The 20095-nt window shown below is 56.8% G+C and carries 19 protein-coding genes and 1 riboswitch; of the genes, 7 read left to right on the top strand and 12 right to left on the bottom strand.

Features of this window, described 5'->3' with window-relative positions; translation table 11 throughout:
- Positions 1–32: 32 nt before the first annotated feature.
- Positions 33–779, bottom strand: a complete 747-nt coding sequence (locus tag QWJ34_RS01900) for a metal-dependent hydrolase (RefSeq protein WP_302725355.1) — start codon at positions 777–779, stop codon at positions 33–35.
- A gap of 370 nt (positions 780–1149) precedes the next feature.
- A riboswitch (PreQ1 riboswitch) is annotated at positions 1150–1187 on the top strand.
- Between the two features lie 311 nt (positions 1188–1498).
- Between QWJ34_RS01900 and queC the strand changes: the two genes are divergently transcribed.
- The 5 genes from queC (at position 1499) to QWJ34_RS01875 (ending at position 4493) form a co-directional block, all read left to right on the top strand.
- Entirely contained in the window at positions 1499–2161 is a 663-nt protein-coding gene (gene queC, locus QWJ34_RS01895; RefSeq protein ID WP_302725354.1) for a 7-cyano-7-deazaguanine synthase QueC, read from the top strand.
- Positions 2158–2658, top strand: a complete 501-nt coding sequence (queD, locus tag QWJ34_RS01890) for a 6-carboxytetrahydropterin synthase QueD (protein WP_302725353.1) — start codon at positions 2158–2160, stop codon at positions 2656–2658. Before queC ends, queD begins: the two co-directional genes overlap by 4 nt.
- A complete protein-coding gene (queE, locus tag QWJ34_RS01885) occupies positions 2655–3401 on the top strand; it encodes a 7-carboxy-7-deazaguanine synthase QueE (RefSeq protein WP_302725352.1) in 747 nt (248 codons plus the stop codon). The genes queD and queE overlap by 4 nt, the downstream gene beginning before the upstream one ends.
- A 56-nt stretch (positions 3402–3457) precedes the next feature.
- Positions 3458–3973 (top strand): preQ(1) synthase, encoded by a 516-nt coding sequence (gene queF, locus QWJ34_RS01880; protein ID WP_302725351.1) that lies wholly within the window; start codon positions 3458–3460, stop codon positions 3971–3973.
- A gap of 124 nt (positions 3974–4097) precedes the next feature.
- Positions 4098–4493 carry a rhodanese-like domain-containing protein gene (locus tag QWJ34_RS01875; protein ID WP_302725350.1) on the top strand — a complete coding sequence of 132 codons (396 nt, stop codon included), beginning with the start codon at positions 4098–4100 and terminating at the stop codon, positions 4491–4493.
- 177 nt (positions 4494–4670) lie between these two features.
- On the opposite strand, the gene QWJ34_RS01870 is transcribed toward QWJ34_RS01875, so the two are convergent.
- The 5 genes from QWJ34_RS01870 to licT all read right to left on the bottom strand — a co-directional run bounded on the left by QWJ34_RS01870 (position 4671) and on the right by licT (position 10988).
- Positions 4671–5081 (bottom strand): RloB family protein, encoded by a 411-nt coding sequence (locus QWJ34_RS01870; RefSeq protein WP_302725349.1) that lies wholly within the window; start codon positions 5079–5081, stop codon positions 4671–4673.
- Positions 5071–6345, bottom strand: a complete 1275-nt coding sequence (locus tag QWJ34_RS01865; RefSeq protein WP_302725348.1) for an AAA family ATPase — start codon at positions 6343–6345, stop codon at positions 5071–5073. The genes QWJ34_RS01870 and QWJ34_RS01865 overlap by 11 nt, the downstream gene beginning before the upstream one ends.
- A 143-nt stretch (positions 6346–6488) precedes the next feature.
- Positions 6489–7955 (bottom strand): glycoside hydrolase family 1 protein, encoded by a 1467-nt coding sequence (locus QWJ34_RS01860; protein WP_302725824.1) that lies wholly within the window; start codon positions 7953–7955, stop codon positions 6489–6491.
- A gap of 90 nt (positions 7956–8045) precedes the next feature.
- Positions 8046–9992 (bottom strand): beta-glucoside-specific PTS transporter subunit IIABC, encoded by a 1947-nt coding sequence (locus QWJ34_RS01855; RefSeq protein ID WP_302725346.1) that lies wholly within the window; start codon positions 9990–9992, stop codon positions 8046–8048.
- A 156-nt stretch (positions 9993–10148) separates the two neighbouring features.
- On the bottom strand, positions 10149–10988 hold the full coding sequence (licT, locus tag QWJ34_RS01850; RefSeq protein ID WP_302725345.1) for a BglG family transcription antiterminator LicT: 840 nt from the start codon (positions 10986–10988) through the stop codon (positions 10149–10151).
- A gap of 319 nt (positions 10989–11307) precedes the next feature.
- On the opposite strand from licT, the gene QWJ34_RS01845 reads away from it, so the two are divergent.
- Entirely contained in the window at positions 11308–12594 is a 1287-nt protein-coding gene (locus tag QWJ34_RS01845) for an MFS transporter (protein WP_302725343.1), read from the top strand.
- 224 nt (positions 12595–12818) lie between these two features.
- Here QWJ34_RS01845 and QWJ34_RS01840 read toward each other — a convergent pair whose 3' ends face one another.
- The 6 genes from QWJ34_RS01840 to QWJ34_RS01815 form a co-directional block, all read right to left on the bottom strand.
- The gene (locus tag QWJ34_RS01840) at positions 12819–13157 is read right to left on the bottom strand and encodes a DUF4181 domain-containing protein (RefSeq protein ID WP_302725342.1); all 339 of its coding nucleotides are present in this window, start codon (positions 13155–13157) and stop codon (positions 12819–12821) included.
- A gap of 87 nt (positions 13158–13244) precedes the next feature.
- Entirely contained in the window at positions 13245–15068 is a 1824-nt protein-coding gene (locus QWJ34_RS01835) for a hypothetical protein (RefSeq protein WP_302725341.1), read from the bottom strand.
- Complete coding sequence (locus tag QWJ34_RS01830; protein ID WP_302725340.1) at positions 15052–15585, bottom strand: RNA polymerase sigma factor; 534 nt, start codon at positions 15583–15585, stop codon at positions 15052–15054. Before QWJ34_RS01830 ends, QWJ34_RS01835 begins: the two co-directional genes overlap by 17 nt.
- Positions 15586–15763: 178 nt before the next feature.
- On the bottom strand, positions 15764–16084 hold the full coding sequence (locus QWJ34_RS01825) for a thioredoxin family protein (RefSeq protein ID WP_302725339.1): 321 nt from the start codon (positions 16082–16084) through the stop codon (positions 15764–15766).
- Positions 16085–16166: 82 nt separating this feature from the next.
- The gene (locus QWJ34_RS01820) at positions 16167–16574 is read right to left on the bottom strand and encodes a DivIVA domain-containing protein (protein WP_302725338.1); all 408 of its coding nucleotides are present in this window, start codon (positions 16572–16574) and stop codon (positions 16167–16169) included.
- Positions 16575–16657: 83 nt separating this feature from the next.
- Positions 16658–17890 carry an aminopeptidase gene (locus tag QWJ34_RS01815; protein WP_302725337.1) on the bottom strand — a complete coding sequence of 411 codons (1233 nt, stop codon included), beginning with the start codon at positions 17888–17890 and terminating at the stop codon, positions 16658–16660.
- Between the two features lie 869 nt (positions 17891–18759).
- Here QWJ34_RS01815 and QWJ34_RS01810 point away from each other — a divergent pair.
- A complete protein-coding gene (locus tag QWJ34_RS01810; RefSeq protein ID WP_302725336.1) occupies positions 18760–19974 on the top strand; it encodes a GNAT family N-acetyltransferase in 1215 nt (404 codons plus the stop codon).
- Positions 19975–20095: the final 121 nt, after the last annotated feature.

Genomic DNA, 20095 nt, shown 5'->3' with positions numbered 1-20095 from the left:
GATTCCGGCTCGGCCGGATTCCGCCTATTCGTTTACGACGACAGCTGCAAATAGACGCGGGCCGCGTATTCGATCAGCCGAATGCCGAATACGGCGGCGAACAGCACCGCGGTCAGGCCGATCCCGATCCGTTCGACGCGTTTGCCCGACTTCTTGCCGGTCGTCATCAGCGCGAAGCGAAGCTTCCACTTGAGCGGAGGCAGCGGCCGGATGCCGTTCTTGGTGAGGGAATCGCAGATCAGATGGAGCGCGTACGCAAGGCCGCCCGCGATCCAGATCGAAGAACCGTGACTCCCGGTCAGCCCGTACAGCAGCAGCGTCCAGGCCGCGGTGGCGTAGACCGTATGCGTGATGCCGCGGTGCGGCGCCAGCGAGAATACGATCAGCAGGATGCCGCCCATCCGGTTCCAGGGCGCGTACCGCTCGCCGAATATGATAACCGCGAGTCCGATCAGCACGAACGCGCCTTTGCGCAAGGCCTGTTCGGGCAGGAACATCGCGATTACCGCGATCGCGGCCAGCACGCTGTTCCACGGCTGTTCGAGCGGCGCGTAGAACAGCACCGCGGCGGCCACAAGCAGCATCGCCGACTGCAGGATGCGCAGCAGCCGGTCGGGCAGCGCCCGGGTTACGAGTATCGAATTCGGATGATCGATATCCGGCAGCAGCGAACTGACGCCCGCGATCGCGACGGCGCCCGCCGTAACCGGCTGTCCCGACAGCGCCAGCAGGGACAGCGAAACGCCGGTTCCGATAATAAAATGAGCTTTTCCCATCATGATGTAGATTTTTCCTTTCGTCTTGTCGCCGGTTCGAATCGCGGAAACCGCTTTGTCCCCATAAAGGAAAACGCCGCGTCGAACTCGGTTGGGGTACTCAAAACGCGCCTGGATTTTACGCATATAGAAGGCTTAACCTTTTGGCAAAATGCAGTTGTGAAATTTCTTCCTAATCATACCATGCCGGCTCCAACGTCTCAATACGAACAGACAAATTTTGCGAACAAATGTGCGGGCGTATCGGCCGAGCAAGTTTCATGTTATAATGAAAAACGCTGAAATTGCGCCCAGCCGCAGTTGGCAGCTTGTATCGCAGGGTTTGTTTGTCCAATCGCATAGATTGTTGAAGAGATTCCGCGTCCGCTTTGGCGCGGGAGAGGTTCGAGAACTCCCTCTATAAAAAACTAATCGCCGCCCCGCCGATTCCGAGGCTTCTTCGGCGTGCTCCCCGGAGCCGTGCCGACAACCGGATATCTTTGGGCCTGCATCGACGACGCGACTTTTCGGCGCGCCGCCTGAAGCAGCCCGGCGGAAATCCCTTTTACCCGGATTTCATCCGCTTTTTTTAGCGGAATCTTTGCAGGCGATCCCGAGCAGCATTTTTATCGCGGACTTCGATTTGCGCATCCTGCGCGTCCGCCGATCGCTCGAAGTGTTTTTTACGACCGGTTCCTGGACCTCTTTCCTTCCTATTTTAGAAGAAGAAAGAGGTTTTTAGCATGCTTAAAAACGAAAAAGCCGTAGTTGTATTCAGCGGCGGCCAGGACAGTACCACGTGTCTGTTCTGGGCCAAAAAAACGTTCGCCGAAGTCCAGGCGGTTACGTTCGACTACGGCCAGCGCCACAAATTGGAGATCGAAGTCGCGCGCGGTATCGCGCAGGAGCTCGGCGTTAAGCATACGGTGCTCGATATGAGCCTGCTGAACCAGCTCGCGCCGAACGCTTTGACCCGCGACGATATCGAGATCACCCACGAAGAAGGAGAGCTGCCCAGCACGTTTGTCGAAGGACGCAACCTGCTGTTCCTGAGCTTCGCCGCTATTCTTGCCAAGACTTCCGGCGCGCGCCATATCGTGACCGGAGTGTGCGAAACGGACTTCAGCGGCTACCCGGACTGCCGGGACACGTTTATCAAGTCGCTGGATGTCACGCTGAATCTAGCGATGGATTATCCTTTTGTCATCCATACGCCGCTTATGTGGCTCGACAAAGCCGAAACGTGGGCGCTCTCGGACGAGCTGAATGCGTTCGATTTCGTGCGCGAGCGCACGCTGACCTGCTACAACGGCGTGGTCGGCGACGGCTGCGGCGAATGCCCGGCCTGCAAGCTGCGCCGCGCCGGACTCGACAAATACCTCGAAGATCGGAAGACGACGGTATGAGCGAGTCCGATTTCCGGCGTCAGCCCGGTCCTTTTCATATCGTCCAACAGCTTCAGGTATTCGGCGAAGACATCACGGGAGAACAGCTTCGCTACCACCGCAAACGGGTGCTGGTGAGCAAATCGTTCACGTTCGACGCCGCCCACCATCTGCACGACTACGAAGGCAAATGCAAGAATCTGCACGGACATACGTACGAGGTCGTGTTCGGCATCTCGGCCGTTCCGGCTTCCAACGGAATCGCGGTCGATTTCGGCGAGATCAAGCAGATCTGGAAAGAGCGGATCGAGACGTATCTGGACCACCGTTATCTGAACGAAACGCTGCCGCTTATGAACACCACCGCCGAAAATATGGTCGTGTGGATCTATGAGCAGATGGAAAATGCGCTGTCGTCGGATCCTTACCGGGCGCTCGGCGCGCGTACGGAATTCGTCCGTCTGTTCGAAACGCCGACTTCGTATGCGGAAGCCAGACGGGAGTGGATGGAAGAATGAACCAGACTTCCCCGGCTGTCCGCCCCATCCCCGTCCTGGAGATCTTCGGCCCGACCATTCAAGGCGAAGGCATGTCGATCGGCCGCAAAACGATGTTCGTCCGCACCGCAGGCTGCGACTACCGCTGCTCGTGGTGCGATTCCAAGTTCACCTGGGACGGCAGCGCCAAAGACCAGATCCGCATGCTCGCGCCCGCCGAAATTCTGGACGAACTGCTCGCGCTCGGCGGCGATACGTTCGACCATGTGACGATCTCCGGCGGCAATCCGCTGCTGCTCCCGCAGCTCGGGGATCTGGTGCAGCTGCTGCGGCAGCGCGGTATCCGCACCGCCGTGGAAACGCAGGGTTCGCGCTGGCAGGACTGGATCGTGCGCATCGACGAGGTCACGCTGTCGCCGAAGCCGCCGAGCTCGGGCATGGAAACGGACTTCGACGTGTTGGATTCGATCGTCGAGCGTCTGCGCGAAGCGCCGGGACGGCGCGAGATGTGCATCAAGATCGTTATTTTCGACGAGGACGACCTGACTTACGCGCGCGGCGTTCATGCCCGCTACCCGGACGTCCCGTTCATTTTGCAAACGGGCAATCCGGAAGTTTCCGGCGAGGTGCGGGATCATGTGTCTTCGCTGCTAAGCCGTTACGAGTGGCTGATCGGACGCCTGTCCGAACTGCCCGACCTCAAAGACGCCCGCGCCCTGCCGCAGCTGCACACCCTCGTCTGGGGCAACAAACGCGGCGTATAGACGTTTTGAACGGAAAGTCGGATCGCATTTTTCCAACAAAAAGGAGCGTTACATTCATGAGCGGAAGACAAAAAGACAGCGGAAGACAAAAAGACGAAATGGAAGACCTGACGCTGCTGGGCAACCAGGGCACGAAATATACGTTCGAATACGACCCGGGCATCCTGGAATCGTTCGACAACAAACACGCGTACCGCGATTACTTTGTTAAATTCAACTGCCCGGAGTTCACCAGTTTGTGTCCGATCACGGGCCAGCCGGACTTTGCGACGATCTATATCAGCTACATTCCGGACGTCAAAATGGTCGAAAGCAAATCGCTCAAATTGTACCTGTTCAGCTTCCGCAACCACGGCGATTTCCACGAGGACTGCATGAACATCATCATGAACGACCTGATCGAGCTGATGGACCCGCGCTACATCGAGGTCTGGGGCAAATTCACGCCGCGCGGGGGCATCTCGATCGATCCGTACACCAACTACGGCAAGCCGGGCACCAAGTACGAGGAAATGGCGTTTGACCGCCTGAGCCGGCACGATCTGTATCCGGAAAAAGTCGACAACCGTTAAAGAGGAGTTGCCATTCGGCGGACTTGGGGTAATGATAAACGAAACGGCCGATCCGTCTTCTTCCGCTTGAACGGAGCCGGACGCCGAAGCGATACTCAAAACCCATTCAGGAGGCTGAACAACAATGGCTTTGACATTCACCGACATGGTCACCCAGGCAAGAAACAACGTACCGAGCGTCACTTCCCAGGAAGCGCGCGAGAAGATCAACGCCAATCCCGATACGTTCATCATCGACGTGCAGGACGCCAAAGACGCCGGAGCGTGCGGCCTGATTCCGAGCAGCGTTAACATCTCGCTCGGCATGCTGCCGATCCGCGCCGACCTCGGCGTGCCGGCCGAGCTGCGCGACGAGCGCCTGAGCGACCGCGATCGCCCGATCCTTGTCACCTGCGGCGCCGGCGGCCAGGCCGCTCTGGGCGCATACGCGCTGAAGCTGATGGGCTTCACCGACGTAGCATTCATCGACGGCGGAACAGCGGCGTGGAAACAGGCCGGGTTCGAGGTTGAAGAAGCGTAACAAAGGCTGCGCAGCGTAAAAAAGCTGCCTGGCGCAAAAACAGACACCGGCGATTATCGTCGGTGTCTGTTTGCGTTTGGGCTGCTTTTCGCAGCGGACCGCATTGGGTTATCGATCTTCGGTTCGATTTCGCGCGCCGATTCGGGATCGGGATCGGTTTCAGCTAACGGAACTCATTCAGTCTTCCCGCTCCAGGATAGCGATAAGCTCCATAACCAATTCATCGACCGTGGTGCAGGGATTGCGTTTGGAAAAAGCGGCACTCGGCGCAAAGCTGTTTTTAAGTCTTTGGGCATTCGCGATCGCTTTACGCTGATACGGTTTGAGAAACTCGTATAAGCCTGAATCGGCTTTTTCGTATTTATCCGGCCCGCCTCTCTTTCTCAACTCCGCACTCAACTTTGCATAGTAGGCGTCTCTCGGAATCGAAGTATCCAGGTAAGCAAAATGCAGCAGGAACCACAGTTCGATGCACTCGTTGGACCAGGCCGTTTTGATCCCTTCCGTTACGATCAGATGACCGGACGGCTTGGCGGTGCGCTTCCCTTCTTTACGCGGCTTTTTGCCCGGCTGCCTTCTATTCGCCATGACGTACAGCCTCGCCGTCGTCCGTCAGCTTTTTCAAGTTCGGAATAGCGTTGTATTTGCCCAGGATGTAGTCTTTGCCGTAGCTGGCGTCGTTGCGCGTCTTCATGCCGTTCTCCTGCTTGTATTCGGCGAGCGAGTACAGGTCGGATACGCCTCGCTCGTCTTTATCCACAAACCAGATTTCATCGCGGCGGAAATTGTCTTTGTCCAGCGTGAACACATCGTGAGTCGTGAAAATGAGCTGGGCGTTGTTGGGATTGGTCGCCGGATCGTGGAACATATTGATCAAGTAGCGCAGCAGCAGCGGGTGGAGCTTGGCGTCGAGTTCGTCGGCGAACAGGACTCCCCCGGTTTCGAGAACTTGTTCGAGATAGACGTAAAGGGAGATCAGTTTGCGGGTGCCGCTGGATTCGTCGTTAATAAAAGAAAAGGTCAGCTTATCATCGTCAATATTTTTATGAGAAGCCACTATAGCATAATACTGATTATTGTCTGCGTCTTTCCCTTCAAAGACTACCGCATCTAAACCTTCTATGCCTGTGTCGATTGCCTGAATGAATTGTTCCAATGTCTTTTTCTTTTCAACATCCAGTAAGATTTGCACCAACGGATTTTCCGAACTGGATCTAAAAGGAATTCGTTCCCTATCACTTAGAATTTCTCCATAATCCATGATCGAAATTTGTTTAAACCATTGGTACACCGTTTTGGTTATTTCGAATTTAAAATTAGAAAGCATGGTTAAAGTGAGCACTTCTTCGTTTAAAAGCTCCAAAAGCTCTTTTGCAGAACTAAGCTCTTGCGATAGCTCTTCAATCCCATTTTCCGTTCTATAAAACAAAATTAAATAATTTTCTTTTTTTGTATTTTTGTCACGCTTGTATAAGTATTCTTCATGTATTTTACGGCTTCTTAAAGTAAATCCATATTGAAAAATATCCGTTCCTGCGCTAAATATTACTTCAAATGACGAAGGTTCGCTTTCTTTTTGAGCACTGAAAGCAAAGGGCTCTGCATTTAAAGCACGAGATTCACTTTTATCTAGAGATTTTTTCACATACTCCACCATAAACTCAAACGCCTTAAAAACATTGCTCTTCCCGCTCGCATTCGCTCCAAATATCGCCACCACCTTCAACACTCGCTCATCGAAGGCATCCACCGCCACATCGGACTCGTGCTCTTTGATCGAAGAAGCGATCATATCAAGCGTCGTCTCATCTTTGAACGACTTATAATTTTTAAATGTAAACTGCAGCAGCATCTCGCTCACCTCATGGGTATCATATCACCGGCTTCATCCTCAATCAATTTTTTGAGATTTTTTCTCATTTTTCGCACTTAGCAAAAAACGACTCTCCTCAATCCCTTGAGGAAAGCCGCTTCCTAAATACCTAAACCTACAATCTACTCCAACTCCGCCCCGTTCGTCGCGATGACGTTCTTGTACCAGCCGAAGCTTTTTTTCCGGCTTCGGTCGAGCGTGCCGCGGCCATCGTCGCCTTGGTCGACGTAGATGACGCCGTAGCGTTTGGACATCTGCGAGGTCGAAGCGCTGACGATATCGATCGCGCCCCAGAGCGTATAGCCCATCACGTCCACGCCGTCGCGGATCGCTTCGCCGATTTGTTCGATATGCCGGCGCATGTAGTCGATCCGGTAATCGTCTTCGACGGTGCCGTCGGCTTGCATCGTATCGACCGCGCCGAGGCCGTTCTCGACGATAAACAGCGGCACTTCGTAGCGGTCGTAGAATTCTTTGAGCACGACGCGCAGGCCGACCGGATCGAGATGCCAGCCCCATTCGGTTACCGGCAGGTTCGGATTCTTGATCGTGCTGTACAGATTGCCGCCGGTCACGCCGTATTTGCCGGGATCGGCCGCCGCCACAAGCGAGGTATAGTAGCTGAACGAGATAAAGTCGACGGTGTTCTCGCGCAGAATCTCCTCGTCCCCCGCTTCCATTTTCAACTTGATATGATGGTCCGCAAAATACCGCTTGGCGATCGCCGGGTACGCGCCGCGCACCTGGACGTCCGTATGCAGCAGATTGAGCTGGTTCTCCAGCTGCGCCGCCAGCACGTCGTCGGGATCGCTGGTCGCCGGATAATGGATCATGCGGGCCAGCATGCAGCCGATCTTGGATGCGGGATCGATGCTGCGCGCCGCCCTGGTCGCCAGGGCGCTCGCGATAAACTGATGATGCACCGCCTGGTACGACGCTTCGAGCAGATTGTTTTCGCGCTCCGCGATCAGGCCGCCGCCGGTGTACGGTTCGATAATCGTGGTGTTGATCTCGTTGAACGTCAGCCAGTATTTGACTTTGCCCCGGTAGCGGTTCAGGATCGTTTCCGCATAGCGGACGAACAGGTCGATTACTTTGCGGCTTTTCCAGCCTCCGTATTCCAGCGACAGCTTAATCGGCATATCGTAATGCGACATCGTGACCAGCGGCTCGATGCCTTTCTTATTCAGCTCGTCGAATACGGAGTCGTAGAACGCCAGCCCTTCTTCGTTCGGCTGCGCATCGTCTCCGTTCGGAAAAATGCGGCTCCACGAGATGGACATGCGAAACGTTTTGAATCCCAGTTCGGCGAACAATTCGATATCTTCCGCATAGCGGTGGTAGAAGTCGATGCCGTAGCGCTTCGGATAGCCTTCCGAACCCGGGTGCCCGATCGCTTCGCGGATCGACGCTTCGGAGCGGCTCATATGCGCGGCCAGATCGACATAATCCGTCTGCTTCGCGTAAGGCACCATATCGGACGTGGACAGCCCGCGGCCGCCTTCGTCGAATCCGCCTTCCGCCTGGCTGGCGGCAATCGCGCCGCCCCACAGAAAATCTGCGGGAAACGGCGTTTCGTTTTTCGACAATGCGTTCACGGGACGGTTCGCGTTATTGGGCGGGTTGGTTGGTTGGGTTGGATAGATTGGGTTGCTCATACTCGGACAGCTCCTTTGGCTTCAGATTGTGACTTTCAGCACCGGCTTCAAGATCGACACGCCGCCGGTCTCCAGCGCTTCGACCGAAGCGTAGTCGCCGGTATTGGTTACGACCATCGCGGTCGTCGTATCGTATTCCTCGGCGATGCGCGCCAGGTCGAACGTCAGCAGCGGATCGCCCGCTTTGACGACGTCGCCGGCCTGCACCTGCGCTTCGAAATATTGGCCGCGCAGCTTGACCGTGTTGATGCCGACATGGATCAGCAGCTCCGCGCCGGACACGCTGTGCACCACGATCGCGTGCTTGGTTTTGAATACGTTCATGACGGTGCCGTCGACCGGCGAAGCCAGAATACCTTCCGACGGCACAAAAGCGATGCCTTTGCCCATCAGTTCGTCGCCGAACGTCGGGTCGTTCACGTCCGTCAGCGGAATCGCGCGTCCGGTCATCGGCGCATAGATCGTTTCGTCGCGGGCCGGGATCTTCACCGGCTCCTCGACGGCCGGCGCGGCGCTTGCCGCGGGCAGCCGCTCGCTTTCGGTCGAAACGGCTCCCGAAGCGGGCGCGGCCACGATCTTTTTGCCGTCGGGGGATACTTCCGGAACCGGAATCTCTTCTTTGATGCCCAGGATAAACGATACGACCGCGGCGACGACAAAAGCGATCCCCAGGCCTTCGAGCGCATAGACAAAGGTCGGGCCGATCAGGGCCGGCAGGCCCGGAATACCGCCGTTGCCCGCAAGCACGTAAGCGTTGACGCCGAACGCCATCGCGAACGCGCCGCCGGCGGCGCTGCCGATCATGCCGGCCAGGAAAGGCTTTTTATACGTCATATTCACGCCGTACATCGCGGGTTCCGTTACGCCCATCAGCGCCGTAACGCTGGTGGACAGCGCGACGGATTTGAGCTTCTTGTCTTTGGCCCGCAGGAACACGCCGAAAGTCGCGCCCGCCTGGCCCATATTGGAGATATACGTCAGCGGCAGGAATTTGTCGACGCCGAGCGTCGCCAGGTTGCTGAGGATCACCGGGACGAGCGCGTAATGCATGCCGGTCATGACGATCAGCGCCATCGCGCCGCCCAGGATCAGGCCCGCGAACAATCCGCCTTCCGCCAGCAGCCAGTTAATGCCGCCGGATAATCCGCCGCCGATAAACGTGCCCAGCGGTCCGATGACGATAAGCGTGACCGGAACGACCAGCAGCAGCGTAATCAGCGGGACGAGCAGCAGCTTGAGCGAAGCCGGGATGATCTTGTTCACGCCGCGCTCGACATAGGACATCAGCCACACCGCCAGCAGGATCGGGATGACGGACGAAGCGTACGAGACGGCCGTGACCGGGATGCCGACGAACGAGACCGGCTCGCCCGAACCGAGCAGCGCGATCAGGTCCGGATACAGCAGCGCCGAGACGACGGCGACGCCGACGTAAGGATTGGCGCCGAATTTGCGCGAGGCGCTGATCGCGATCAGCACCGGCAGGAAGTAGAACACGCCGTCGCCGATCGCCGAGATGATGAGGTACGTGTCCGTGCCCGCCGTCATCCAGCCCCACGACACGAACAGGGCGACCAGTCCTTTCATCAGACCCGCGCCGGCGATCGCCGGCAGGATCGGCGCAAACACGCCCGCGATAAAGTCGAACAGCCGCGAGACCGGATTGCCTTTCTTCTTGTCTTCGGCCGTGCCGGCCGCCGGCGGAGCCGCGTCGGCTTTGAGCGCCGGATATTCTTTCGTCATGGCGTCGTAGACTTTGGACACGTCGCTGCCGACAATGACTTGAAATTGGTCGCCCGCGATATTGGTGCCCATCACTTTGTCGAGCTGCTTGAGCGCGGCCTGATCGGCTTTGCCCTGGTCTTTGAGATCGAAGCGCAGGCGGGTGATGCAGTGGTACACCGAGTTGATATTGCCGATGCCGCCGACGGACTCGACGATCTGTTTGGCCGTTTCCTGAGGGTTCATACGGATTGCTCCTGTCTGTTCGAATGTTGGCGCGGGGTTGAACCTGATTCAGGCCATAAAAAATACCCGAATGAACAGACGGATGCCGAAGCCTCGCCTTTCATTCGGGTATTGCCTGATTGAACAGTAACAAGCCCGCTGGCTTATGCAATTGGTTCAAGCCTTTTTGGTCTTCATCAGCCGCTCCAGGTGCAGGGACAGATACAGCTGCTCGGAGTGCGTCATGTCGTACCGGTAATTTTTGCGGATAAACCGCTCGATCTTGCCGATGCACGCGAACGCGTCCGGGTAATTCTTGCGCACGATCTCGTACAGATATTCTTCCACGTCTTCGTGGCTCGAATGCGTCACGACGCGCTGGCAGAAGTATTTGAGATGCGTGATAAAGCGGAAATAGTTCACGCTGTCTTCGTCGAATTCGACGCCGTAATGGTACTTGATAATATTCATGATCTCCTGAAGCAGCTGCATCAGATGGGTCACGTCGTTCATCGAGTCGTTCACTTCGGCGTTGACGAAATGCAGCGCGATATTGCAGATTTCTTCTTTGGGAAACGCTACGCCGAGCCGCGCTTGGAGCACGTTCAGCGCTTCCTTCGCCACATCGTATTCCGCTTTGTAGAAATGCTGGATCTCCCACGACAGCGGGTTGCGCACCAGCATGCCGTCTTTGATCCGCTGCATGGCAAAGTGAATATGATCGGACAGCGAGACGTAGATGCCGTCGCTGATCGTCTTGTTGAGCTGCGTGCGCGCCAGGCTGACGATATCGTCGGTCGCCTGGAGAATATCGATCGGGACTTCCATCACCGTCGCTTTGAACTTCTCGTACAGGACTTCGTCCTGCAGCCGAAAAATCTTCTCGACGCGGCTTTCGTCCACCGCATCGCCTACCCGCGAATTGAACCCGATACCCCGGCCGAGGATCAGCAGTTCCTGATTCTTGTCGTCCACGGTGCTGACGATATTGTTGTTGAAGATTTGTTTGATTATCACATGGACCACCCGTTTTTGAGGATAGAAAAAGGCAATACCAGCAATGAAAGAAGCGTACAACTAACCGCGGAAAGGAAGAGATTCCGATCCCGTACGTTTCTTGATCTCATCGTGGTATTGCCCGCATTACCGGTAACAAGCCTCACGCCAAGCATAACACCGGATGAAAGCGGCGTCAACCGCCCGGCTTTCTTTTTGTTCGTTCCGAACCGGCTCCCTTACAGATGCGTCCAAAAAACCTTGCCGGATCGCGATCGTTCCCCTAAAATGGTACACATTCCGGCGGCAGCGACCGCCGCAGTCATGGAGGATTCCGATTATGCTCGTCAAACCCGGCACCAAAACCGCTATTCCGGCCGAAGGCGCGCAGCCGCCGAAGCCGTCCAAGTCCGCGGGACGCCCGCAAAATACCGTTTACGGTATCCTGTTCGCGATCGGCCTCGTGCATTTGTTCAACGATTCGATGCAGTCCGTAATCCCGGCGATCATGCCGGTGCTGCAGGAATCGATGAACCTCAGCTACGGCCAGCTCGGCTGGATTCTGTTCGCGATCAACTTTACCGCGTCGATTATGCAGCCGGTGATCGGATTGTTCGCCGACAAGCGGCCTACGCCCGCGCTGCTGCCGATCGGCATGGCGTCCACGCTGACCGGCATGCTGCTGCTCGCTTACGCCTCGGATTACGCGGCCGTTATTCTCGCGGTCGTCTTCGTCGGCCTGGGTTCCGCGGCGTTCCACCCGGAAGGCTCGCGCGTCTCGCATATGGCCGCCGGCTCGCGCCGGGGTCTTGCGCAGTCGATCTTCCAGGTCGGCGGCAATGCCGGCCAGGCGCTCGCTCCGATGCTCACGCGCCTGATCTTTATCCCGCTCGGCCAGTTCGGCGCGATCTGGTTCACGGGCGTCGCCGTGCTGGGCATCATTGTCCAGATCTTTATCGCCCGCTGGTACGGGCGCACGCTGCAAACGGCCGCTCTGGTCAAGAAAACGGCCGTCAAAAAAGTTATGAGTCCCGAAGCTCGCAAACGCATCGCTTCCGCCATGGCGCTGCTGCTTCTGCTCGTATTCGTGCGCGCCTGGTACGTGACGTCGATCGGCAGCTATTACGCGTTCTATCTGCGCGACGTCTTCGCGATCAGCATCGCCGACGCGCAGATTTACGTGTTCCTGTTCCTTGCGGCCGGCGCGGCCGGAACGTTCTTCGGCGGTCCGCTTGCCGACCGGTTCGGCAAACGCAATATCCTGTTCGCCTCCATGCTGCTGGCCGCTCCGCTTACGCTGGCGCTGCCTTACGCCAATCTGATGTGGACGGGCATCCTGCTGGCCGTGACCGGATTCGTGCTGCTGTCGAGCTTCTCGGTCTCGGTCGTCTACGCGCAGATGCTGATTCCCGGCCGGATCGGCGCGGTATCCGGTCTGGTAACGGGACTTGCTTTCGGCATGGGCGGTCTCGGAGGACTGGTACTCGGCAATTGGATGGACGCGGTCGGCGTAGCGGAAGTCATGCGATTCTGCAGCTTCCTGCCCCTTCTTGGCGTACTGACTTTCCTGCTGCCGAGCGACCGGAAGCTGAACGCCTGGGCGGAGGAGAACGGATCGGAACACTGATCGACACACAGCCAAAAAACGCCTTCGGGAGACAGTACGTATCGCAGGATACGATGGGATTTCCCGAAGGCGTTTCTTTTTTTCAATGTGAAAATTGTACTTAACCATGAACTTAATTCTTATAGTAAACGAGCGAAGCCGCGAAGAGGGTCCCGTTTGCGCAAAAAACAAAAAAAAGGCCGCCGGGATTCCCGGCAGCCGGTTGTTATGCGATTCGTTTTCCGTTAATAAATAGCGACAGCGAGCAGCAAAGTGACCGCCAAACATACTCCCATCAGCGACAGCGACACGACATGCCGATGCGCGTCCGGAATATATTTCCGTTCGAGCGCGGACCGGATACCGAACACTGCCGTCGTCAGCGCTCCGACCCAGACATAGCCGTACGGCTCTTTGAAAAAGATCATACAGGCGATTAACGCGACCGCCGTGACGACAATGAACTTGACATACGGCCCAAACCCGTCCGTCAGCCAGATTTTCTCTTTGTTTTTCAGCACGATAAGGTCGAGCAGCCATTGAAGCGCAACCAGACCGGCTGCGATTGGAGGAATCACGATCATGGGATCACCCGCTTTTTTTTGGATACCCCACTTTACGTAAAAAAGAACGCCCGGGTTTCGCAATCCGGTCGTTCTCGGCGGAGAATGTTATTTGCTGATTATGACTTCGGCGTTCTTCGACAAATCGATCGTGCCGTAAGCGCCCAGGTTGAGTTCGAATTTGCGGCCTTCGGGCACGTCGCGGTAAACGTCGAGGCGATTGTAGTTCCCTTCTTCGTCTCGAACGCCGCCTTCGTCTTCTCCCATCGGATAAGGATCAAAAGCGTAATCTTTGTCGTCCACGCGCAGGCGCGTTCCTTCGTACAGCGAAATCGAAGCTTCTTCCGGGATATCGATTTCGACCCGTACATCTGGGCCTTTGCGTTGAACGGTGTATGTGATTACCGTACCGTCCGGCAGCGTGTCCGAAAATTCCTGTTCCTGCGTTCCGGGAATCCCGACATCGATCCAATGATCGTCGTCCCGATGCGCAACCCTCGCGTGCGTAAGCTGAACTTTCAAAGGCCGATTGCGGAAGTCGTAGCTTTCCCTGGGGGTATATTCTTCGTTCCATTCCGCCAGGCTGTTTACGTTGAATTCCAGGCTGTCTTCTTCGTTTTCTCTTCCTCTGGAAGTTACCAGCCCCGGAACCGGATAAGTCTGCCAGCCGGATACGTGCATTTTGCCGTCCGTCAGTACGATGTTGCCGTATGCCACGATATCGCCGTCTTCCAGACGCTTGACCGGACCGTCCGCGTTCCGGTCGATCGGAATCCGGACTCCGTAAGCATCCAACTGCGCCTCGTTCATCGTCCACCCCGTCTGTTCGGTCAGCTCCGAATCGTCCAGAATGGGCACTGTCTCGGTTTGAATAACGGCCTGGGACGAATCGAGAGAGAAGTCGATAATCCACGGTCCTCCAACTTTTCTGACAGGCTCGGCATAGTTATAGATCAGAGTCATGTCGTCCAATTGATCCGGGCTTAGCTTACTGACATTGTACATCGCTTCTATATCGGCTTGCCCGTTAGTAGATGCCGAAGTTCCAACCGGAATCTCTTGATCCCCCAGCTTCAATATAATCGAGCTGCCTCGATCCATTGCCAGAGTTGTCTCGTCTTCCGTATCGAGAGTCGGATCGTTACCGTTGGAATTGAATTTAATCTTCAAAAATCCCTGCTTCTTATCCCACTCCAGATCCGTAACCTTGATCTTGAAATCCCGATCCTCCATTACGGTATACTCGGCGCCTTCTTCCAGCTTCCCTTCGATCGGAATCGAGGTACGGCGAATCATATACAAATCCGCAAGCTCCAGCCGATAACGGTGCAATCCTTCAAGCTCGCTGAATTCCCCCCTTACCTGCGAAGAGGTTCTTAAAGTCCGGCCGGTCTCCCAATCCAGATTTTGAACATAGTTCGTATCGAACTCTCCCATCGTCAGCGAAAGCTTTTTGCCCGTATCGAGATCGGTAATCGACTGCTTGTCGAACGCCGCCTGACGTATATCCTCCGAGCCGAATCCGCTGAGCGAGAAATTCAGGTTCATCTTTTCTTCCGCTTCCTCCACATTGATCCGGTTGGTTCCCTGCACGGCTTGATCCAGCTTCAAAATAATGCCTTCCGCTTCCGCCTGCGCTCCGATCGATTGTCCGAGCGGCGCGGCTACAGCCTGCGAAGACCAGTTTTCCCAGTAATCCCGCGAAACCGCCGCCGTCAAAGCGATAACCAGCGCCAGCGAAGCGCAGGCCGCCGGGACGACCCATCTTCGACGGGGACGGCGGGGTTCCGGCTCTGCGACATGTTCCTGCCAGCCCGAATTCCGCTTGTCCGCTTCCAGGCGAATCCGGTTCCACATCGCGTCGTAATTCGGCCGTTCTTTTCGAAGCCCGCGCAGTCTTTTCTCCGTCTCGCTGTCAGCAGTTCGAAGCATGAACGTCACCCTCCTTCTCCGGCAGCGCCGGCTGATTTTCCGTAAACTTTTTTAACATGTTCAATCCCCGGCTGATTCTCGATTTCACGGTTCCGACCGGGACGTTCAGCGCTTCGGCCGTCTCGGCCGTCGAGAGGTCCGCGATGTAATACAGCAGCAGCGCTTCGCGCAGCTTCGGCTTGAGCCGGCCCAGCAGTTGCTCGAACTCGTCCGACGTTTCGCTCGCTTCGTAGGTTTTTTCCACCGACTGCGGCGGACGCAGCGGCAGATTCAGCCGGAACGCCCGCTTTTCTTTCATTTGGCCGTTCGTTTTGCGCCGCAGCATCGAATGGCATTCGTTGGCCGCAATGCGCATCAGCCACGCTTTGATATGCTCCACCCGGCTCCGGTCGGCCACCAGCGCTTTGACGAATACTTCCTGGCAGATATCTTCGGCGTCCGCCCGGCTGCGCAGCATGTACAGGCAGTAATGGAACACCGCTTCTTTATAGGTTTCGAACAGCTCTTTATCGTCCAACGATTCTCACTTCCTCGCCCCTCTGTATGATGTGCTCGTCTATAAGAACTCGCAAGCGCGGGAATCGGTTCCTTTTTCGGGCCAAAAAATTCCGCGCACGACAAAAAGGACGGCTTTCGCCGCCCTTTTCCCTTTTATGCAACCTTCGCTTAAAACGACATCCCGGCCGAGCGGCGGCTTACTTGCCCACCGACTCCAGATACTCGGATACCTGCGCAGGCGTCTTGGCGAATTTGCTGTGCAGATGGGCGATCTTCTCGCCGTTCTTGAACACGAGCAGGCTCGGGATGCCGCGCACTTCGTTGGACTCCGCGATATCCTGGAATTTCTCCGCGTCCATTGCGAAGAACTGCTTGTCCTGGTTGTTCTCGATGATTCCGCCGATAAACCGGTCCAGATTTTTGCAATCCGGGCACCAGTTCGTATCGAATTTGATGACGGTCAGGCCTTCGCCGCCGATCTGTTCGTTATACTGCTCTTTGCTTTCGATTCTATCCATGACCGGATTCTCCTCTCAGATGTGGGGGTTGGGACCGCGTTTCAAGATAGCGGGATACGCTTTATTGTCGGCTCGAAAAAGCTCAATAAGGATCGCTGTACGAATCGCTTGGACGAATCCGGCGTTTGGCCGCCTGGAGCGTGCGCTCCATATCCTGCACGGCTTCTTCCACGATCCGGCGGTCGACGAGATAATCCTGCACTTTGGCTTTCTCGGCCAGGCGCGCAATCTCGCTGTCTTTCTTCTCCAGGTCGTAACCGTGGCGGCGCTGAAGCGCGTTGTATTTATCCAGCAGATCCGAGATCACCTGGTGGAAACGCTCGTAGTCCGTAATGATATCGTCCAGGAACGCGTCGACGTCCTCTTTGGTATACCCGCGCATTTTGACGGGAAAGTCCTTCTCATGAATTTGCAACGCGTCGAGCTTCAGGCCGAGCTGCTTAAACAGCCGTTTCTGATCTTCGAGCTGCCGCTGGAACTGCTCATCCATGCCCATCCCTCCTTCGTTTAATGTACCATATTTGTCAGACGAATAGATAAATTTTCATTTAAAAGATTTTGCAAAATTAAAATTTAAATACTCCATTGTCCGGCGCGGAACACCGGCTCGATCGTTCCATCCTGCCGCTCTCCGTCGATATCCAGCTTGTCCGAACCGACCATGAAGTCCACGTGGGTCAAGCTGACGTTGCCGCCGTGCTCGACCAGTTCTTCCTGCGACAGCGACGTGCCTTCCTTCATATTAACCGGATAGGCGCTGCCCAGCGCAAAATGGCAGGAAGCATTCTCGTCGATGCCCGTGTTGTAGAAAATGCGGTTCAGCCGCGAGATCGGCGAGCTGTACGGCACGAGCGCCACTTCGCCGAGGTACTTCGCGCCTTCGTCCGTATCCAGCAGCGACTCCAGATGCTCCCGTCCCGACTCCGCGCCGTAATCGACGACCCGGCCGTTTTCAAACGCCAGCCACAATCCTTCGACCAGGCGTCCGTTCAAATTGAGTGGCAGGGTAGCGGTCACTTTGCCGGTTACGCCCAGGCGGTTGGGCATCGTATACACTTCCTCGGTCGGCATGTTGGCCACGAAATACACGCCCGACTGATTCGTATCGCCGCCGCCCAGCCATAGATGATTCTGCGCCAGCTCGACTTTGAGATCGGTGCCGGGCGCGCGGTAATGCAGGCTTTTGTAATTTTTGTCGTTCAGCCTGCCCTGCATGTCTTTGAGCGTTTCGATATGGCGGCGCCAGTTCTCGACCGCATCGCCTTCGCCGACCCGGTTCATTTGGAAAATGGTGTCCCACATCGCGTCCACGCGCCGCTCTTCCGGCAGATCGGCAAACACTTTGTTCGCCCAGGCCCGCGTTGGCGCTTTGATCAGGCACCAGCTCAGCTTGTTCGTGCGGACGTAATGCTGGTAGCCTTTGCGCGCCGCCGACATCGCTTTGGTCGCCCGCGCCACGCGCGACGACTCGATTCCTCGGTACAGCTCGGGGTCCGGCACTTTGATGTGCATGACCGCGCCGCCATCGATGGCCAGCTTCTCCAGCGCTTCCGCTTTGAATGCCGGGTAATAGTCGAATGTGTCTTCCGACGCGTATTCGTAGCGCAGCCGCGTCGACGCTTCGTCTTCCCACTCGATCTCGACGTACTTCGCGCCCGCTTCGTAAGCTTTCTTGACCACAAGCCGCGCAAACTCCGCCGCTTCGATCGGCGCTTGCAGATGCAGCACCTGTCCTTTTTGAATATTGACGCCTACCTTCACAACCAGCTCCGCGTACTGCTCCAGTTTTTGCGCAAACGAGTCCACTGCCCCAGCTCCCCTTTTGATTTCTCTATTTATATATGTATGAGAAGAACCGCCTGCCGCGAGCTTGCTGCCCGGGCGTACGATTTCTTCCTGCTGCCCGCCTATTGCAAAACGCCTACTCCTATCATAGTCAAAGATTTTGCAAAAATCCAGAAAGCGAATTTCATCAGAGCTTTTGATTGCGTTGAAGATTTTGCAAAATCCCCACAGCGAGTTTAATCTGAGCTTTCGATTGCGGAACGCTTCACCCGCAATCGAAAGGTTTCCTGCGAGCGATTCCAATCGACTTTTGCAAAATCTCCGGCTTCGAAGCTAAAAATCTATTTCCTTCCTCTTTCCTGCCTCCGTCTCTCCTAATCTAATGAAAATATCCACTCCATTCCCGATGATCCCTGCAAGTTTCAGCGATAACGTGCAAATATCCACTCTATCCCCTCGCAATCGCTCCAATCCGGCCAAAAACGAAAATTAAAGTGGATATCTGCACTTGTTTCCCGATTTCTGCCAGAAAACAAGCAGGCGAAGTGGATTTTCGCACTTGCTTTCCGGTACTCCCGCGCCGATAGTCCCGCACTGCGTGCCACTCCATACAGCGCCTCAGATTTAGCTTCGCTTCACCTTAACTCGCTTCACTGAACTGAATAAATCCGCGGCTTTTTGCAAATCGAAGCGCTTTCTGTTATATTCGCCCCAAGCCAACAGCCTATTACCCTTTCAACTCTTAATCACAGGTTTACGTTTTCCTGAAACGCACACGCTTTAGGTGCGATTCCGTCGGAGACTTCGTACACGCTTCAGGTACGAATCTCAGGAGAGCGTATTCCTACCTTTACTGTTGACAAGGTACTACCGAAAAGGAGCAATCGCTTATGACCACTATCCGCCTGCTCGAACCGCAGGAACTTGCCGAAGCCGTCAGGCTGTCGGACTCCGTTTTCCGGGGAGGAGCCGAGGTGTCGATGGGCGCCATGTTCCCGCGCCTGTTCGCGCCGGGCCTCGTCCACTCCTACGGCGCGTTCGCCGCAGACGGCTCGCTCGCCGCCTTCATGGGGCTCGCCCCCTCCACGCTGCGCGTCGACGGCGCGGCGCAGACGCGCATCCGCGCCTTCTCGATCGGCTCGGTCTGCACCGCGCCCGAGCACAGAGGCGCCGGCCTGGCGGGCCGGCTGCTCGAACGCTGCTTCGTTCACGCCGCGCAGGCCGAAGCGCCGCTGCTCTTCGTCTCGGGCGACCGCTCGCTGTATACGCGAGCGGGCTGCCTGCCGTTCGGCCGCACCGCCGCCGCGGTGCTGCGGCCGGACGGCCCAAGCGGCGGCCCCGGCGCGGGCCGCCCCGCTCCCCGGCGCGCTTCGCACGCGCCGGAAGCATTGCCCGCGCTCCGGCTTCGCGACGCCAAGCCGGAAGACCTGCAGCGCTTGCACGCGCTGCGCGAAGCCGGCCACGCCGCTGCGCGGTTCGAAGAAAGCGCCGCGGGTCTCGGCGAGCTGCTCGGCGCAGCCGCTTTCGCCAACGTGCTGGGATTGTCCCAGCGCGTGATCCTCGCCGGCGTCGGGGATGCGCCGGTCGCTTACGCGGTTCTTGCGGTTCCGCATCATCTGCGGAACGACCGCCCGGACGGCGCGGAGCCCGTCCCGCCCGCACCCGCGGAGTCGGCGTCCGCCCCGCCGACCGTGATCGAATACGGCGGCTCGCCGCTGCACGCCGCCGCCCTGCTGGCCGTCCTGCCGCAGCGCCTCGGCCTGGACGAACTGCACGTCTCCGTGCCGTGGCAGGAGACCGGACTGCTCGGCCTGCTTCGCGAAGCCGGAGCCGAAACGACTCCGGCGCCGAATGCCGGCACGCTCAGCGCCGGCCGGATTCGGCTGCTGCTGGATCAGGCCGCCCCGATCTGGAGCCGTCCCTGGAGCGAAGTCCTCGATGCCGACGCGCACGGTTCCGTCTTCTTGAAATCGGACGGGCGCAGACTCGATCCCGGCGAAGCGCAGGGTCTGCTGCTGGACCCGGAATCGCCTTTGCGCGCGGAAGTGCCGGACTGGTTCACCCCGATTCCGCTGCCGTACGCATACGGGCTGCATTATGTTTAGCACGATCCTTCAAGCCGCGGCGGTTCATGCCGCGGCTTTTCCGCTTTGTGTTTTCTCCTTTCATTTATTCGGCATCCGTTTTCCTTCCATCTCAAAGGGTAATATGTATATGATGAAATAA

Source organism: Saccharibacillus sp. CPCC 101409 (assembly GCF_030518235.1).
Classification (GTDB): domain Bacteria; phylum Bacillota; class Bacilli; order Paenibacillales; family Paenibacillaceae; genus Saccharibacillus.
This window is presented reverse-complemented; position numbering and strand designations above follow the sequence as displayed.

Coding starts and splice junctions, on each gene's coding strand:
- QWJ34_RS01875 (WP_302725350.1), top strand. CDS start 4,098: ATGGCTTTGACATTCACCGACATGGTCACCCAGGCAAGAAACAACGTA.
- QWJ34_RS01870 (WP_302725349.1), bottom strand. CDS start 5,081: ATGGCGAATAGAAGGCAGCCGGGCAAAAAGCCGCGTAAAGAAGGGAAG.
- QWJ34_RS01845 (WP_302725343.1), top strand. CDS start 11,308: ATGCTCGTCAAACCCGGCACCAAAACCGCTATTCCGGCCGAAGGCGCG.
- QWJ34_RS01820 (WP_302725338.1), bottom strand. CDS start 16,574: ATGGATGAGCAGTTCCAGCGGCAGCTCGAAGATCAGAAACGGCTGTTT.
- queE (WP_302725352.1), top strand. CDS start 2,655: ATGAACCAGACTTCCCCGGCTGTCCGCCCCATCCCCGTCCTGGAGATC.
- QWJ34_RS01835 (WP_302725341.1), bottom strand. CDS start 15,068: ATGCTTCGAACTGCTGACAGCGAGACGGAGAAAAGACTGCGCGGGCTT.
- QWJ34_RS01810 (WP_302725336.1), top strand. CDS start 18,760: ATGACCACTATCCGCCTGCTCGAACCGCAGGAACTTGCCGAAGCCGTC.
- queD (WP_302725353.1), top strand. CDS start 2,158: ATGAGCGAGTCCGATTTCCGGCGTCAGCCCGGTCCTTTTCATATCGTC.
- QWJ34_RS01900 (WP_302725355.1), bottom strand. CDS start 779: ATGATGGGAAAAGCTCATTTTATTATCGGAACCGGCGTTTCGCTGTCC.
- QWJ34_RS01865 (WP_302725348.1), bottom strand. CDS start 6,345: ATGCTGCTGCAGTTTACATTTAAAAATTATAAGTCGTTCAAAGATGAG.
- QWJ34_RS01840 (WP_302725342.1), bottom strand. CDS start 13,157: ATGATCGTGATTCCTCCAATCGCAGCCGGTCTGGTTGCGCTTCAATGG.
- queF (WP_302725351.1), top strand. CDS start 3,458: ATGAGCGGAAGACAAAAAGACAGCGGAAGACAAAAAGACGAAATGGAA.
- QWJ34_RS01855 (WP_302725346.1), bottom strand. CDS start 9,992: ATGAACCCTCAGGAAACGGCCAAACAGATCGTCGAGTCCGTCGGCGGC.
- QWJ34_RS01825 (WP_302725339.1), bottom strand. CDS start 16,084: ATGGATAGAATCGAAAGCAAAGAGCAGTATAACGAACAGATCGGCGGC.
- queC (WP_302725354.1), top strand. CDS start 1,499: ATGCTTAAAAACGAAAAAGCCGTAGTTGTATTCAGCGGCGGCCAGGAC.